Raw genomic sequence first — 16287 nt, 5'->3', positions numbered from 1 at the left:
CCAGCATAAACAAGAGGAGAAACTGGGATGGAAGATAGCAAAAAACATATAAGTAGGGAATTAATTTTAGAAACTACGTTAAGCTTAATCGATGAGAATAAAAGTATTAAGGATGTAAGTTTAAGAGTTATTGCTAAAAAGGTAGGATGTGCTCATACAAATTTATATAATTATTTTAGTAGCTTAGAAGAAATCTTTTGGGAGACACTAGGAGAGTTACTTCTTATAATGATAGAGTTTTGTGGCAATGGTGTAGATGAAGAAACTAATCAGGAAAGAAAAATCTTTTTAGTTTTTTCAAATTTAATTGACTTTTGTATGAATCATCCGGGTTGGTATAGCTTTATATGGTTTGAACCTATGGGAGGCAAACCTTCCCCAAGGGTTATTGAAATACTAAAAAGGCCGGGAGCAAAACTTGCTGAACTTATAAAAATTGCCAATAACATCTCTAATGAGAGAGCAAAACTAATTTATGATATATTACATAGTTATATGCATGGTGAGTTGAGCAAGTGGATTAATAAACGAAGTTTCATTAGTAAAAGTGAGCAAACAAAGCAAATAATTTTGTCTAGAATAAAAGGTTTATATAGATTACTACTAAAAGAAGGTGAACAATTAGAAAAATTTATAGAGATTCAAAATTAGGAGGTGTATTTGATGGTAATGTTATATATTAATTTAGTGAACAAGCTTAGATGCTGTGCAAAGTCTGTATGATGACTAGATGGTGACAGTTGCACAGTGTTTATAGTTGCCATTTATTGAGATATAGATACAAATAGTGAACAGATAATTTAATCTAGAAATTATCATATTCACTGATATTTTAGATGATATATCTAGAAAATAAGTTATAAGTTTTGTTAATGTAATTTATATAAGTCAATAAGTATACTACAGATTTTGCATCCTTAAACGTTATATATGAATTTAAGGAGCATATTGATATGGAGTATAAAAATGGTATAGATTTATTTCCACAGGAATTATTAAAGGAAATCCAGAAGTATGTAAGTGGTGGATTAGTATATATCCCGCAAGCTAGCGATAATCGCAAGAGTTGGGGAGAACTTTCAGGAAGTAAATTAGAGCTAGGTAAGAGAAATTTGGAAATCAAACAAAGGTTTAGCGAGGGCGTGGAAATTTCACAACTGGCTATAGAATATTGTCTTGCAGAAGAGACAATTAAAAGAATTGTATATTCGAAAAAAAAATAATAGGAGCTGTTTAGGATATTAAACAGCTCTAATATTATAATCTTAAGAAAACTTATTTCATTTTAAATATCTTAATGTTTTTACTTGGACTTTCAGTTTTACCTACTTCTAGGCTTCCTACATAAACGCCACTATTTAACCAATCATACTTGCCTTCAGTTACTTCAAAACGGGATGAAGTTTTAATCCTATTACTATGCTCTTCTTTCAATTCTAAGTATCCTTCGTTTTCAATAGATATATATGTGCCATCATCTGTCTTTAAGATATATTTTGAGAGGTGATGCTCCGTATCATTATTTATAACCGTGTTCCAATCATATCCGCCAGGTAAGACTTTTCCTTTAACATTCACTCCGAAAAATGATCCACCTTTAATAGGAACTACCTTAAGATAGCCTCTAGGGGTATTGCCAACTTCTTCAGATTCACCTGTTTCTACAATTAGTGTCAAAACTAAATTAGCTTCTAATAACATATATTTAAGAACCTCCCGACTTATATAATTAATGAATATATTTATTTTTAATAAGATTAAGTTTTTACGAAATCATCTCTGTAGTATATTTTACCGGTATCATCATTTAATATTATGAAATTTATTTTTAAGAAAGTTGTGAATGCGAAAGAATAAATAAGCGTATATCATATTGTTTGATATATACAATATTATTATTACTCTATATAATTTTTAATTTTATTAGAGGCAAATAAGCAAATTCATAGGTAGTTAACCACGTATGTAAATAAGCATATAAAAAATGTTCAATTGCATAATTTAAAAACTTTCTTTTATAACTGAAGATAAGAGTATTTATTTTTTTTTAGAGATATACTAAGCAAGAAGGAAATATGGTTTTACAGTACATTAGAAATGGGTATTTAATCTTTACGGCAAGGTGTGAAAGCATCTCATACTAATTATTTCTAATGAGTATTGGATTTGTCATAAGGTGTACAAAAATTAATGATGTATTTGCATAGTTGCGAAATGTGACAAAATTCGAAGAAAAAATTTAATTTAAATATAAATTTTATTAAAATTAAGAACGATAGTACTAATGAGGTGATAAAAATGAAGTTGGTGTTAACAAATGATAAATTGATAGGTGAGATTTTAGCAAATCCTATATATACAGAGAATGGAGTAATGTTTCTTAATAAGGGAAACTTAATAACTGATAAAGCTATATCAAGATTAAAAGCAATGGGTGTCACAACTGTGTATATTGAAGATAATAATGATGAGATTGATCTACAAGAAGTTTTGGCTACACCTATCAAACTTCAAGCAATAAAAGCTATAAAAGAAATTTTTGAAGAAGTAAAAAAGAAGGAATATGTAAACGAAAAAAGAGTTTCAGAAATTGTTCGTGATATTATGGGTAATATTAATTTATCAGAGAATGCTGCTATGATAAGTAATCTCGTACCTAATGATGAAATTTCTAAGTTGGCAGTTCATTCTTTAGATGTAACTATCTTGACAATTATGGTTGGTATACGTAAGAATTATGATGATACAAGGTTATTAAAGTTAGGAGCAGCAGCTCTATTACATGATATAGGACATTTATTTACTGATGATAAGTACCATGTAAAAAGGGCACAAGAAATATTAAAAAGGAATCCATCAATTTTATCAACCACATATATGGCTATATATTATATGTATGAAAGAGAAGATGGATCTGGATTATTCAAAGTTCCTGGTGAAAAGATACATGAATTTGCTAAGATACTTGGTATATGTAATGAATACATACATGATATAAGTGGAGAAAAAGCAATGCTTCCTCATGTAGCGATAGAAAAAATTACAGCAGAGGCAGTAAATAAATTTGATAAAACAATCTATAAGGAATTTTTGAAATCTGTATACTGTTATCCTAATGGATTACAAGTAAAATTAAATAATGGACAAAAAGGTATGGTTGTTATGCAAAATAATGAATCTACTACAAGACCTATTTTAGCTGTTAAATCACAAGATAGTTATAGGTTTTGTAATTTACTTGAGCCAGAAAATTTAACATTGTTCATAGATGAGGTTATAATGCAATAAGTTGTTTTATAGGTTTTAAAATAGGAAGAGATCCATATAAATGTGAGATAAATTGCGAAATATGAAATTTAAATACTAAAAAGGAATTCCTTTGGGTTCAAGGGGTTCCTTTTTGATTCGATAATATATTATATTAGCTATGTCATTTTATTCTTAATAGTATATTATTTTAAAAAAATTTACTAAATAAGCGTTGTTCAGCCAAGATGCTTATGATAATATGTAATTCTAAACATAATATGTAAAATAATGAATTATTTTGTTGCAGTTTTGATTCGAGCCTAAATATAAGAATTAATAGTAGTTGATGAGGGGATAAAAATGAAATTGGTTTTATTAAATAAGAATTTAGTTAATAAGACATTAGCAAATTCTATATATACAGAAAATGGTGTTATGTTTGTAAGTAAAGGAAACATTATAACTGACAGTTGCATAACAAAGCTAAAGAGAATGGGATTTACCACTGTATATATTGAAGATGGTAATGATGAAGTTACTCTTCAAGAAGTTTTGGAAGCGCCTATAAAGCTTCACGCGATAAAGGTGTTGAAACAAATTTTTGATGATACGAAAAGAAGAGAATATGTCAATGAAGTAAAGGTATTGGAAGTTGTTACTGATATTATGAGAAATATTAACTTATCAGAGAATGCTACTATGATAAGTAACTTAGCTGCGAAGGATGATATATCCAAATTGGCTGTGCATTCTTTAGACGTAGCAATTTTGGCTATAATGGTTGGTATTCGTAAAGGTTACGATGAAAAGAAGATAATGAAACTAGGAATAGCTGCTTTGTTGCACGATCTAGGTAAATTGTTTATTGATGATAAGTTTCATGTAAGAAAAGCTAGAGAGATATTAAAGAAAAATCCATCAATGATGTCAACTACATACATGGCAATATATTATATGTTTGAAAGAGAGGATGGTTCAGGACTATTTGGACTTCCTGGTGAAAAGGTACATGATTTTGCTAAAATACTTGGAATATGTGATGAATATATAAATGATATAAATGGAAAAAATGCAATGTTGCCGCATGTAGCAATAGAAAAAATTACTGCGGACGCAGTAAACAAGTTCGATAAGGAAATATATAAAGACTTTGTAGAATCTGTTTATTGTTATCCTAATGGACTGCAAGTGAGATTAAATAATGGGGAAAAAGCAGTAGTTGTTATGCAAAATATTGGTTCTACAATAAGGCCTATTTTGGCTGTTAAAACTCGAGAACAGTATAAGTTTTGCAATCTAATTTCGCCAGAAAATCTAACCTTGTTTATAGAGGAAGTAATACTGCAATAAATATAATTGTATATTTTAGAAATACAGAGAAAGCATTGTTCTTATAGAGGATGATGTTTTTCTTTTTACAAATAGAAAGTAATTAATATTGTGTTATTTTAGAGGAATATTTTGCAATTGTAAATAAATATATTTTGGTATTATGTTATCATGAAGAGAAAAATTTAATAAATTAAGTGATTATTTTTAGGAGGTTTATTATGTCAAAATGGCTTGATAATGCAGTGTTCTACGAAATTTATCCACAAAGTTTTAATGATACTAACTCTGATGGAATTGGTGATATTCAAGGTATTATAGAGAAATTGAGTTATATACAAGAATTAGGATGTAATGCAATATGGATAAATCCTTGTTTTGCTTCGCCTTTTGCAGATGCAGGATATGATGTTGAGGATTATTTTAATGTTGCAACACGTTATGGAACAAATGAGGATTTAAAGGAACTTTTTGAAAAAGCCCATGAAAAAAATATTCATGTAATCTTAGATCTAGTGCCAGGACACACTTCTATTAATCATCCTTGGTTTAAGGAGTCTATGAAAGCAGATGAAAATGAATATACTCATAGATACATATGGACAGATAGTATTTGGGAAGATTTTAAGAATATAACGAGTATTGCAGGATGTATTCGTGGAATATCAGAAAGAGATGGAAGTTGCGCAGTAAACTTTTTCTCAACACAGCCAGCATTAAATTATGGCTTTGCAAATCCTGAGAAGAGTTGGCAGTTCGCTACTGATTCAAAAGAAGTAATTGCTACTGTTGAAGCGATGAAAGACGTAATGAGGTTTTGGTTAAACATGGGGTGTGACGGATTCCGAGTGGATATGGCTGGGTCCTTGGTTAAAAATGATGTTGATAGCAAAGAAACAATTAAGTTGTGGCAGAATTTTAGGGCATTTCTTGATAGAGAATTTCCAAATGCAGTGCTTATTTCTGAATGGGGAGAGCCTGATAAATCTTTGATGGGTGGATTTCATATGGACTTTTTATTGCATTTTGGGCCATCTCATTATTTAGATTTATTCCGTGAAGAAAATCCATATTTCTCAAGAGAAGGGAAAGGAGATATATCTAAGTTTGTTAATAGATATATGGAAAATTATGAGCTAACAGATGGCAAAGGGTTAATGTGCATTCCTTCTGGCAATCATGACATGGGTAGAATAAAACAGAGACTTGATGATGAAGAAATAAAAATTGCTTTTGCATTTTTACTTACAATGCCAGGAGCGCCATTTATCTATTATGGTGATGAAATAGGTATGAATTATGTAGAAAATCTTGTATCTGTAGAAGGTGGCTATGGCAGAACTGGGTCACGTAGCCCAATGCAATGGGATGATAGCTTGAATGCTGGTTTCTCTGATGCTAAGAAAGAAGATTTATATATAATGCAAGATTCAAGAGAGGATAGACCAACAGTTAAAAATCAACAAGATACAGAAAATTCATTATATAAAGAGGTGCAGAAATTAATTAAGATACGACTTGAAAATGAACCACTTTGCTCTAATGCAACTATAGAATTTTTATGTGCAGAGGCAAAAACATATCCACTTGTGTATAAGAGGACTGGAAAAGAAGGCAGTGTTCTGATTGTATTAAACCCTTCAAATAAAGAAGCAGTTTCTAAAGTAACGATAGAAACAACAAGTAATGAAGTGATTTATTCAAATAATGGAGTTGCAAATATAGAGAATGATACAATTATTGCACCTCCTTGCTCTGCAAGTATATTTAAATTAGCTTAAATTGGCTATAGAAATTAATATTAATTATGTGGGGGTAGTTATGTATATTAATAAAGAGACGCAAAATATGTTAAACGAATTTTCACAGCTTCAAGAAGTGGAAGGTATTTTACTAGCAGGATCATACGCTACAAAAACTAATGATAAAAATTCAGATTATGATATTTATATATACGTAACAAATGAAATAGCAATAGAAAAAAGAAAAACAATCACTGGCAAGTACTGTAGTTATATGGAACTTAATAATAACTTTTGGGAAACTGAAGATGATGGAGTATTGAAGGAAAGTGGAGTTCCGATAGAGATTATATATAGAAATTTAGATGCTTGGGATAAGGTATTAAGCAGAATTTTAATAAAGTACGAAGCAGATACAGGGTATACTACTTGCTTTTGGGCAAATGTATTAAATTCAGTTATTATATATGACAAGAATGGAAGTTTAAATAAGCTTCAAGAAAAATACTCAGTACCTTATCCACGTAAATTAAAAGAAAATATAATTAGCAAAAACTATCCACTGTTAAAACTTCAAATGCCTGCATACTATCATCAAATTGAAAAAGCTTTGAAAAGAGATGATTATGTTAGTGTAAATCATAGAGTAGCGGCTCTATTTGCTAGTTACTTTGACATCATTTTTGCTATAAATGAGATGCCGCATCCTGGTGAGAAAAAACTTCTTAAAATAATTAAAGATAATAATCTTAAAATTCCATTGAATATGAATGAAAATGTTAATAACATTTTGAGGCTTTCAAGTCTTAATAATACAGATATATTAGTGGAAATAGATAAATTAATCTACAATCTGGATATGCTACTGAAGAAAGAAGATTTGTGGTAAAAGTGGATAAAATGAAAAAATATGTTGACTTAAAGTTAACTTTAAATAGTAAAATGGTTTTATACCTATAAAAAGAAAAATGATATATGATTAGATACTCGGTATTTTATATAGTTATATAAATATAGATAAGTAGCGTAAGTATATTTGTTTAATTGAGGAGGAGTTATTTTGTTATACAGAACACTTGGAAAAACGAATGAGAAGGTTTCAGCATTAGGATTTGGTTGTATGAGACTTCCAATTATCGATGGAGACGGATCTAAAATTGATGATGAGAAGGCAATAGAAATGCTTCATCATGCCATTGATCAAGGAGTTAATTACATAGATACTGCATACCCTTATCATGGAACTGGTATGGGTAAGGGTGGAGAAAGTGAACCATTTTTATCCAGAGCATTAAAGGATGGATATAGAGATAAAGTTAATATAGCTACGAAGCTTCCTAGTTGGATGATTAAAACTAGAGAAGATATGGATAAGTATTTGAATGAGCAATTAAAGCGTCTAGGAACAGATAGAATAGACTTTTATCTATTACATGCATTAGGTAAAGATACATGGGAAAATCTTAAAAACTTAGGTGTCACTGAATTCTTAGATTCAGCAATAAAAGATGGAAGAATAAGATATGCAGGATTTTCTTTCCACGATAAATTAGAAGTGTTTAAAGAAATTGTAGATTATTATGATTGGTCATTTTGTCAAATCCAATATAACTATCTAGATGAAGAATTCCAAGCAGGAACAGAAGGATTACAATATGCAGCAAATAAGGGTCTTGGGGTTGTTATTATGGAACCACTTAGAGGTGGTAGAATTGTTAGAAATCTTCCGGAATCAGTTGTAAATACTTTTGATAATGCTGATATTAAAAGATCACCAGCTGAATGGGCACTAAGATGGGTATGGAATCACCCAGAAGTATCTGTAGTATTAAGTGGTATGAATACTATGGACAACGTTGTAGAGAACGTAAGAGTTGCAAGTGAAGCTCTACCTAATTCATTAACAGAAAAAGAAGTAGAGATAATGGATAATGTTAAAAAATCATTTAAGGAAAGAATAAAGGTTAACTGCACTGGTTGTGAATATTGCATGCCTTGTCCAGCAGGAGTAAATATTCCTAGAAACTTCTCTTGTTACAATGAATATAGTATATTTGTTACACCAGCAACAGAGAAAGAACTTAAGGAAAGATATAATTCAATATCAGAAGCAGAACGAGCAGATAAATGTGTGGAGTGTGGTAAATGTGAAAGCCACTGTCCACAAGCGATAAAAATTCGTGAAGAATTAAAAAATGTTACAGCATTGTTTGTCTAAAAGTATTAATTTTAATAATCAAATGTATATATAATTTGATTTTAGGTAAGGAAAGCCTATAAATATCTTCAAATATAGAAAATTTATTCATAAGGTCTTTTTAAAAGTACAAAAACATCAGATAATAAAGGTGATGAGTAAATTTAGAATTAGTAGAGGATATTTATAGGTCTTTTTTAATTAAGGACAATGATTTCTTTCTACAAAAAGAAAGGTGAATATAATGCATATACCAGATAATTATTTAAGTCCATCTACTTGTGTTACTATTGGGGCTGCTATGTTACCCATTTGGAGAAAAGCGAGTATAAGGATAAAATCTGAAATAACAAGAAAGAAAATGCCTCTTCTTGGGATTGCAGCAGCTTTTTCATTTTTAACTATGATGTTTAATATACCACTTCCTGGAGGAACTACAGGACATGCTGTTGGCTGTGCTCTTGTAGCTATTTTGCTTGGACCATATTCTGCAGTTTTTGCAATTACTGTATCTCTTGCCATACAAGCATTATTTTTTGGAGATGGAGGTATCTTAGCATTAGGTGTTAACTGTTTTAATATGGCTTTTATTATGCCTTTTACAGCATTCTATATTTTTAAGTTTGTGCAAAAATGTGCATCAAGCAAAAAGGCTGAATTTATAGGTGCTTTTTTAGGCGGCTATATTTCTGTTAATATGGCTGCTTTATTTACTGCAATAGAATTTGGTATTCAACCAATGCTTTTTAGAGATGTTTCAGGCTTACCGATATACAGTCCTTATGGATTAGCAATATCTATCCCAGCAATGATGATACCTCATTTGTTAGTTGTTGGATTCTTAGAGGGAGCAATTACGTTAGGTGCGTATAGTTATATAAAAAAAGCGTCACCAGAGCTTATGTATAAAGGAAAGGCTGGAAAGATGGCTCCTTTATATATTATACTTGGCATTCTTATTTTAGGGAGTCCCTTAGGACTTATTGCTGTAGGTACTGCTTGGGGAGAATGGGGAACTGAAGAAGTAAAAAATCTTGTAGGCTTTACACCTAAAGGAATGGAAGAAGGAATTCAATATAATTCTTTAATTCCAGATTATAATTTTGGATTCTTAAAAGAGAATATTGGGTATATTATATCAGCATTAGTTGGAGTAATAATTATATTAATTATTTTCAAGGTACTAAGTAAAGTAAATATGAAGAAGAATGTAAAAGGAGATTAAATGATTCCAGAGTGGTTATTAGAAAAGGATAATTATCAACCAAAGGAAGAGAAGAGTTCGTATATAGAGAAGAGTATTTTCTCTTTTATTAAGGTAGTTTCTATAATAAAGCATGATAAAAATCAAGGCATATTAATTAATTCAATAAATCCTACATTAAAAGTTATTAGTACATTGATAATTATTATTTGTATATCTCTTTCAAGACGGTTTACTTACCTAGCGATTTTGGACATATATGTTTTATTTCTTCTTTTTTTTATGGAGAGAAAATCAAGAAAAAGAATATTATTTAGAAGTTTAATATTCCCTTTAATAACTTTAATAGCACTGATTCCATCTATATTTAATGGAAATATCCAAAATAGTCTTTTGATATTTCAAAAATTGATAATAACGATACTGCTTGTTAATTTATTATCTCATAGCACAAAGTGGAATGAAGTTAGCAAATCATTAAAGTTATTATTTGTACCAGATATTTTTATATGGATTATGGATATAACAATAAAATATATTGTTCTGTTAGGAGAATATTCAATTAATTTGTTATGGGCGTTAAAGCTTAGAAATATTGGTTTAACAGCAAATAGATATAAGTCCTTAACTGGTATTATTGGTAACTTATTCATAAAGTCATATAGGATGAGTGAAGAGATGGCTTGTGCTATGGAATGTAGAGGCTTTGTTGGTGAATATACAACTAAGGTCAATTTAATATTTAAGAAATTAGATTATGGCTATTTAGCTATAAATCTATTATTAGTTGGTTTATTCATATTTTTGAGTTATTAGGGGTTTTAAGAAAAGAAGTTGAAATTTCAGCTTAAAAGCTTATAATTAGGTCCCTATAAAAGAAAATAAGGAGAATTATTAATGATTAAATTAAGAGATATTTCTTTTACTTATAAGAACAGAATTGCTCTTGATAATATAAATATTCATATAAAAGAAGGCGAATCTATAGCTATTATAGGTCCAAATGGTAGTGGGAAATCAACTTTTCTAAAGTTGTTAAATGGCATTATTTTTTCAAATAAAGGAGAATATTTATTTAATGAAAACGAGATAAATGAAAGTGCATTTAAGGATATAAAGTTTTCAAAATCATTTCATAAGAGAATTGGGTTTGTATTTCAAAATTCTGATACTCAACTTTTCTGTTCAACTGTTTTTGAAGAGGTTGCTTTTGGGCTTAATCAAATGGAATTGCCAGATGATGTAATCAATGAACGGGTTAATGATTGTCTTAATCTTCTTAATATCACAAAATTGAAGGAAGAACATCCTTATAATTTAAGTGGAGGCGAAAAGAAGAGAGTTGCAATAGCTAGTGTTTTAGCTATGAATCCTGAAGTTATAATTTTGGATGAACCGATGAACGGGATAGATCCAAAGGGAAAAAGATTCTTGAGGGAGTTATTAATTTCTTTAAATAGAAGTGGTAAAACTATAATTTGCGCTACTCATGATTTTGAATATATAGAAGGTGTTTTTGATAGAGTAATAGTTTTTTCAGAAGAGCACAAGGTTATTAGAGATGATAATTATGAGAATGTTATAAAAGATGAAGAGTTTTTAAGAGAATGCAATATTATATAATTGCAGAACTGGACAATGAATAGGCAAAGATGGAATGTTACAAGTTTTGTTATATAGGTTTAATTGCGATGTATACACTGTTATAGATACATATGATTAGGGAGTGAGGTTAATGAAGGTACTATATTATGATTGTTTTTGCGGTATAAGTGGAGATATGAATTTGGCAGCATTACTAGATTTAGGCGTTCCCAAAGAGTATCTGCTGCAAGAACTTTCAAAACTTAATTTAGAAGCGGAATATGAGATAAAAATTCAGAAGGCTGAAAAGCTAGGAATAACAGGAACAAGAGTAGACGTTATATTAGAAAATAAATTAAATCATAAGGATGGCCATGGTAATCACCATCATAGTCATGGTAACCATCATCATAGCCATCATAGAAATTTAAAGGATATCGAGAGAATAATAGAGTCTAGCAATTTAAATGAAGAAGTTAAAAAATTAACTATGTCTATGTTTATGAAAATAGCAGAATCAGAAGCGAAGGTGCATGGAAAAAACATATATGAAGTTCATTTTCATGAAGTTGGCGCTATTGATTCTATTGTAGACTTAGTAGGTGCTGCTATTTGTTTAGACTATTTAGCCGTTGAAAGGATTATTGCATCACCAGTTCAAGTTGGTGGCGGTTTTGTAAAATGTGCTCATGGGCTTATGCCAGTTCCAGCTCCGGCAACTGTTGAGATACTGAAGAATATCCCTATTAATGCAGGAGTAGTCCAATTTGAAACGACGACACCTACTGGTGCTGCTATATTAGCTGCAAACGTTGAAGAATTTACTACAAAAATAGATTTTTCTATTAATAAAGTAGCATATGGTATTGGACATAGAGATTTAGAAATTCCTAATGTCTTAAGAGTATATTTAGGTGAAGGAGAAAGTTCTGAGAAGGTAGAAGAGCAGTATATAGTTGAAACTAATATAGATGATATGAATCCGGAACTTTATAGCTACGTTGAAGAAAAGCTTTTTGATGCAGGAGCGTTAGATGTATTTAAAACACCTATATTTATGAAAAAAGGAAGGCCAGGAATTAACTTAAGTGTGCTTATTATTAAAGAAGTAGAAGGTGCAATTTTAGATATAATTTTTCAGGAAACTACTTCTATAGGCGTGAGGAAGTATAAGGTTGAGAAAATAATGCTTGAGAGGGAATTTTCAAAGGTAGAAACTCAATATGGAGAAGTTTCAATTAAAAAGTCCTACTATAAAGGAAAATTAGTTAAGTATAAACCTGAATATGAAGATTGTAGGAATATATCTAGAAAAAATAGTATTCCTATAGCGCAGGTTTATAAAGAAGTTTATAAAAACACTTTAAAAAAATATGATTAAGATATTCACAATTAGTTAAAATAAACATTTATTTTGTGGATAAGTTTAAGTGGTATGTGGATAGTTTATAGTGAAATTTGTGGATAGCAAAAAATTTTCAATATTAGAGGTAGGGTAGATAAATGATAAGTAGTGATAAATATAATCAGTTAGTTGAATATCTCAAGAGTTTAGGAAAAGTAGTTATAGCATTTTCAGGTGGAGTGGATAGTACCTTTTTACTTAGGGTAGCTAAAGATGCACTTGGCGATAATGTAAAGGCTGTAACGATTTTATCACCATATATTCCAAGATGGGAAATTGCTGAAGCAAAGGAATTAGTTAAGGAATTAGGGGTAAAACATGAAATTATAGAGGCACCAATTATTGAAGCTATTAAATATAATCCAGAGGATAGATGTTATCTTTGTAAAACTGCAGTATTTAGTATGATATTATCAGTAGCTAAGGAACAAGGTTATGATTGTGTAGTTGATGGAACAAATTTTGATGATATAAGTGATTATAGACCAGGACTTAGAGCGTTAAAAGAATTGGATGTAAAAAGTCCATTATTAGTATGCAAATTTACAAAAGCAGAAATAAGAGCTTGCTCAAAGGAATTAAATTTAAATACTTGGGATAAACCACCATACGCATGTCTTTTAACAAGAATACCGTATGGAAATCAGCTAAAAGTTGAAGACTTTGAAAAAATAGAGAATGCAGAAAAGTATATGATGAGCATAGGTTTTAGAGCTGTTAGAGTAAGATGCCATGGTGACTTAGCTAGAGTTGAAGTGAGCAAAGAAGACAGAAGTAAGTTATTCGATGGAGAGTTACTAGATACAATTGTCCAACAGACTCCAGTTATTAATGCTAAGAATAATCTCATAAAATCCTCCAATTATATTGATAAGTATGTATGATTTAAATAACTAGAGTGTTGTTATAAACTATTAAATTTTACAGGAATATATGCAATTAATCATTGCGAAAATTAAAATTAAGTACGATAATTATAAATAAAATCAAGTAGTGTACAGTAAGTACATGAGATACATGAAAGAAGTGATCTCGTAATGAGAATTAAGCTAAGTAACTACTCAGTACAGCTAAAAATCTGTTAGCAGGTTGTACTGAGATTTAATTAAGAGGTGCTAACAGTTTTAGCTGTACTAATTTTTATGCCATGATAAAAATTAAAAGGAGTACAGTTAGGAAGCATTGTTTAGAAATTATAAAAAATAAAAAGTTGCTTATTAGCATTTATATAGTATTAGGAGTTTTATTTGCATTGCTTAGTGATTTTGATACTAGCTATTTTCAAAAGGGTTTGGATGATCTTGGAAGCAAAAATCTATCAATGAAGACTGCGTGTGTTTATGATTTTACCTTAATATTAATATGTGGACTTAATTACATTGATGAATATCCAAGCTGTAAGTTAGCTCAAAGTATATACCTAGATTTTAAGCTGGGAGCTATGAAGAAAATCAGCACTATAGATTATAGATCTTATCAAGCAATGGGAACTGGAGAGTTAGTTCAAAAAATTGAGGGTGGGGCAGTTGCAGGTAAAAGCATATTATTTGATTTCTACTTTAAGTTTTTTCGTGAATTAATTCCAAGTATAATCTTTAGTTTGATTTTTATAGCAAAAATTGATAATAGAATTATGATTTTTATACTAGTTGGATATATAGCAATTTTTCTAGTAACAAAGGTGCTTTTAAAATATTTATACAAGATCAAGGGGCGATTTCTGAATAATGAAGAGTTGTTCAATAAATATCTAATTCGAAGTTTTATGGAGCTAGTTGTATTTAGAATTCATAAAAGATTTAACTATGAGATAGGCAAAGCAACTAATGTAGCTGAAGAAATCGTAAGTTCAAACTTATACTTCTCAAGAATCTCCTATCTTTGACGGAACTATAAGGGAAAATATTGTTTTGATAAGCAGGTTAATGATGATGTAATTATTCAAGTGATAGATTCAGTTGGATTTAAGGAGTTCTATTCAAAGTTGCTAAATGGACTTGATACTGAAGTTGGCGAAAAAGGAATCGTGCGTTCAGGTGTTGAGCGTCAAAGGTTGGCACTAGCTAGAGTTTACTTTGCGAATGCAAAGATAATTATATTAGATGAAGTTACATCAGCTATGGACAACGCCACAGAAGAATTAGTAATGAAGAATTTAATGGAGTTTTTACAAAGTAGAACTGTTATAACAATTGCTCATAGGCTTAGTACAATAAAAGAAGTTGATGAGATTTTTCTGTTTAATGAAGGTGAACTTCTTGATAGAGGTAGCTTCAATGAACTATTAAGCACAAATATGTATTTTAAAAGACTATGGAATTCGGCAAAGGAAAATAGATAGAATATTTGTAAGGGGGGAGTTTAGATGGACATAGTAACTTATTCTTTAACCAAAAGTGAATTAACTGATTCAAGTGAGTATTATCAAAGAGCGGCTGATATTACCGATGAACTAATAAAAGAATCAAAAGCTTCAATTATGCCTATAATTAAATCATATGATTCTTATTTTAATAATATCGAAGCTAAAATGCATAGTGAATTAGAGGAAAAGTTATTAGAACTTCTTATATTAGGAGTTCTAATGAAAGTATATTTTCCAAGAACTTTAGAATTGAATCACGTGCAATATAAGTTATTGACCATAGTAAATGATACACGAAAGAGTAGTAAAACTTTGAAACCAACTATGAATTTACTAAAAGGAACTATGTCCTCTTTATTCCTACTTTCAAGTGTAAGAAATTATAAAGGTTCAAGAATTTCAGATATAATTGAGCTGCACAAGTTAATATTGTGGTTAGAGGCTTCAGGCGAATTTAGCAAAGAAATAAAACCACTTAAGAGATGGGAAGCTTATCTTGGTACTTTATCAAATAAAGAGTTTCAGGATATTTTTAAGGTTGTAGAGAATTTTGCAATATGGTTTGAAATTAGAAGTGAAGAAACTCTTGGCAAGTACACTTCTAATGTAGAAAAGTATTTGGAGAATATAAACGATAAAAGTTTTTGGAGAGAAGATTTAATATTACGAAAGCGAGCAAGGATAGAATATCATTTAAATATGGTTGGTGCTGAGCTTATGAATAAAGCTTTTAGACAAGCCTTTTTAAAAACTGATAAGAAGGTGCTGTTATTACCAATATGTATGATATCTCCTTCTAAATCATATTGTCAATCAAAAGGGTTCGGGCGAGAGTTTAAGTGTAAAGGTTGCTCTTCGAAGTGCCAAGTTAATGAACTTACGGGGCTTGGTCAAAGGCTTGGTTTTAATGTTATGGTAATCCCACATGAATCATCTATTTCAGCATATAGCAATAAAGAGAAATTATTTGATGAAAATACAGGGGTTATTGGAGTTGCTTGTGTACTAAACCTTATTTCAGGAGGCTGGCTATTAAAGGATATGAATATACCAGCTCAATGCGTTTTATTGGACTATTGTGGATGTAAAAATCATTGGCATGATAAAGGAATTCCAACTTGTATCAATATAGATAAACTGAAAGAAATATTAAAATAAAACCTGAATCTTGGTTAATGGCAAGGTTTAGGTTATTTTTAAAGTAAACAATGT

General features: G+C 30.1%; 16 protein-coding genes. 15 read left to right on the top strand and 1 reads right to left on the bottom strand.

Annotated features, from left to right (window positions below; genetic code table 11):
* Positions 1-27: 27 nt before the first annotated feature.
* Together CLOCEL_RS21380 and CLOCEL_RS21375 are read left to right on the top strand one after the other, a co-directional pair.
* The gene (locus CLOCEL_RS21380; protein WP_010074297.1) at positions 28-651 is read left to right on the top strand and encodes a TetR/AcrR family transcriptional regulator; all 624 of its coding nucleotides are present in this window, start codon (positions 28-30) and stop codon (positions 649-651) included.
* Positions 652-953: 302 nt separating this feature from the next.
* Positions 954-1223 carry a CD3324 family protein gene (locus CLOCEL_RS21375; RefSeq protein WP_010074296.1) on the top strand — a complete coding sequence of 90 codons (270 nt, stop codon included), beginning with the start codon at positions 954-956 and terminating at the stop codon, positions 1221-1223.
* Between the two features lie 52 nt (positions 1224-1275).
* Here the strand turns inward: CLOCEL_RS21375 and CLOCEL_RS21370 are convergent, their stop codons facing one another.
* Positions 1276-1701: a DUF3237 domain-containing protein gene (locus CLOCEL_RS21370; RefSeq protein WP_010074295.1), complete on the bottom strand. Its 426-nt coding sequence runs from the start codon at positions 1699-1701 to the stop codon at positions 1276-1278.
* A gap of 597 nt (positions 1702-2298) precedes the next feature.
* Here CLOCEL_RS21370 and CLOCEL_RS21365 point away from each other — a divergent pair.
* The 13 genes from CLOCEL_RS21365 (at position 2299) to CLOCEL_RS21305 (ending at position 16233) form a co-directional block, all read left to right on the top strand.
* Positions 2299-3288 (top strand): HD-GYP domain-containing protein, encoded by a 990-nt coding sequence (locus CLOCEL_RS21365; RefSeq protein WP_010074294.1) that lies wholly within the window; start codon positions 2299-2301, stop codon positions 3286-3288.
* A gap of 321 nt (positions 3289-3609) precedes the next feature.
* On the top strand, positions 3610-4599 hold the full coding sequence (locus tag CLOCEL_RS21360; protein ID WP_010074293.1) for an HD-GYP domain-containing protein: 990 nt from the start codon (positions 3610-3612) through the stop codon (positions 4597-4599).
* A gap of 200 nt (positions 4600-4799) precedes the next feature.
* Complete coding sequence (locus CLOCEL_RS21355; protein WP_010074292.1) at positions 4800-6359, top strand: alpha-amylase family glycosyl hydrolase; 1560 nt, start codon at positions 4800-4802, stop codon at positions 6357-6359.
* A gap of 40 nt (positions 6360-6399) precedes the next feature.
* Entirely contained in the window at positions 6400-7209 is an 810-nt protein-coding gene (locus tag CLOCEL_RS21350; protein ID WP_010074291.1) for a nucleotidyltransferase domain-containing protein, read from the top strand.
* A gap of 171 nt (positions 7210-7380) precedes the next feature.
* Entirely contained in the window at positions 7381-8538 is a 1158-nt protein-coding gene (locus CLOCEL_RS21345) for an aldo/keto reductase (protein ID WP_010074290.1), read from the top strand.
* A gap of 223 nt (positions 8539-8761) precedes the next feature.
* Positions 8762-9742, top strand: a complete 981-nt coding sequence (cbiM, locus tag CLOCEL_RS21340; RefSeq protein ID WP_010074289.1) for a cobalt transporter CbiM — start codon at positions 8762-8764, stop codon at positions 9740-9742.
* On the top strand, positions 9743-10537 hold the full coding sequence (locus CLOCEL_RS21335; protein WP_010074288.1) for an energy-coupling factor transporter transmembrane component T: 795 nt from the start codon (positions 9743-9745) through the stop codon (positions 10535-10537).
* A gap of 81 nt (positions 10538-10618) precedes the next feature.
* Positions 10619-11344: an energy-coupling factor ABC transporter ATP-binding protein gene (locus CLOCEL_RS21330; RefSeq protein ID WP_010074287.1), complete on the top strand. Its 726-nt coding sequence runs from the start codon at positions 10619-10621 to the stop codon at positions 11342-11344.
* Positions 11345-11456: 112 nt separating this feature from the next.
* Positions 11457-12686 carry a nickel pincer cofactor biosynthesis protein LarC gene (larC, locus tag CLOCEL_RS21325; RefSeq protein ID WP_010074286.1) on the top strand — a complete coding sequence of 410 codons (1230 nt, stop codon included), beginning with the start codon at positions 11457-11459 and terminating at the stop codon, positions 12684-12686.
* Positions 12687-12808: 122 nt separating this feature from the next.
* Positions 12809-13594: an ATP-dependent sacrificial sulfur transferase LarE gene (larE, locus tag CLOCEL_RS21320; protein WP_010074285.1), complete on the top strand. Its 786-nt coding sequence runs from the start codon at positions 12809-12811 to the stop codon at positions 13592-13594.
* Positions 13595-13857: 263 nt separating this feature from the next.
* Positions 13858-14595, top strand: a complete 738-nt coding sequence (locus CLOCEL_RS21315) for a 6TM ABC transporter family protein (RefSeq protein ID WP_029169184.1) — start codon at positions 13858-13860, stop codon at positions 14593-14595.
* Positions 14596-14655: 60 nt separating this feature from the next.
* Positions 14656-15051 carry an ABC transporter ATP-binding protein gene (locus CLOCEL_RS21310; RefSeq protein ID WP_157629757.1) on the top strand — a complete coding sequence of 132 codons (396 nt, stop codon included), beginning with the start codon at positions 14656-14658 and terminating at the stop codon, positions 15049-15051.
* Between the two features lie 24 nt (positions 15052-15075).
* Entirely contained in the window at positions 15076-16233 is a 1158-nt protein-coding gene (locus tag CLOCEL_RS21305; protein ID WP_010074284.1) for a DUF116 domain-containing protein, read from the top strand.
* Positions 16234-16287: the final 54 nt, after the last annotated feature.

Source organism: Clostridium cellulovorans 743B (genome assembly GCF_000145275.1).
In the GTDB taxonomy this organism is placed as follows: domain Bacteria; phylum Bacillota; class Clostridia; order Clostridiales; family Clostridiaceae; genus Clostridium_K; species Clostridium_K cellulovorans.
Note: the sequence above shows the minus strand (reverse complement) of the source record. Positions and strands in the feature narration are given on the sequence as shown.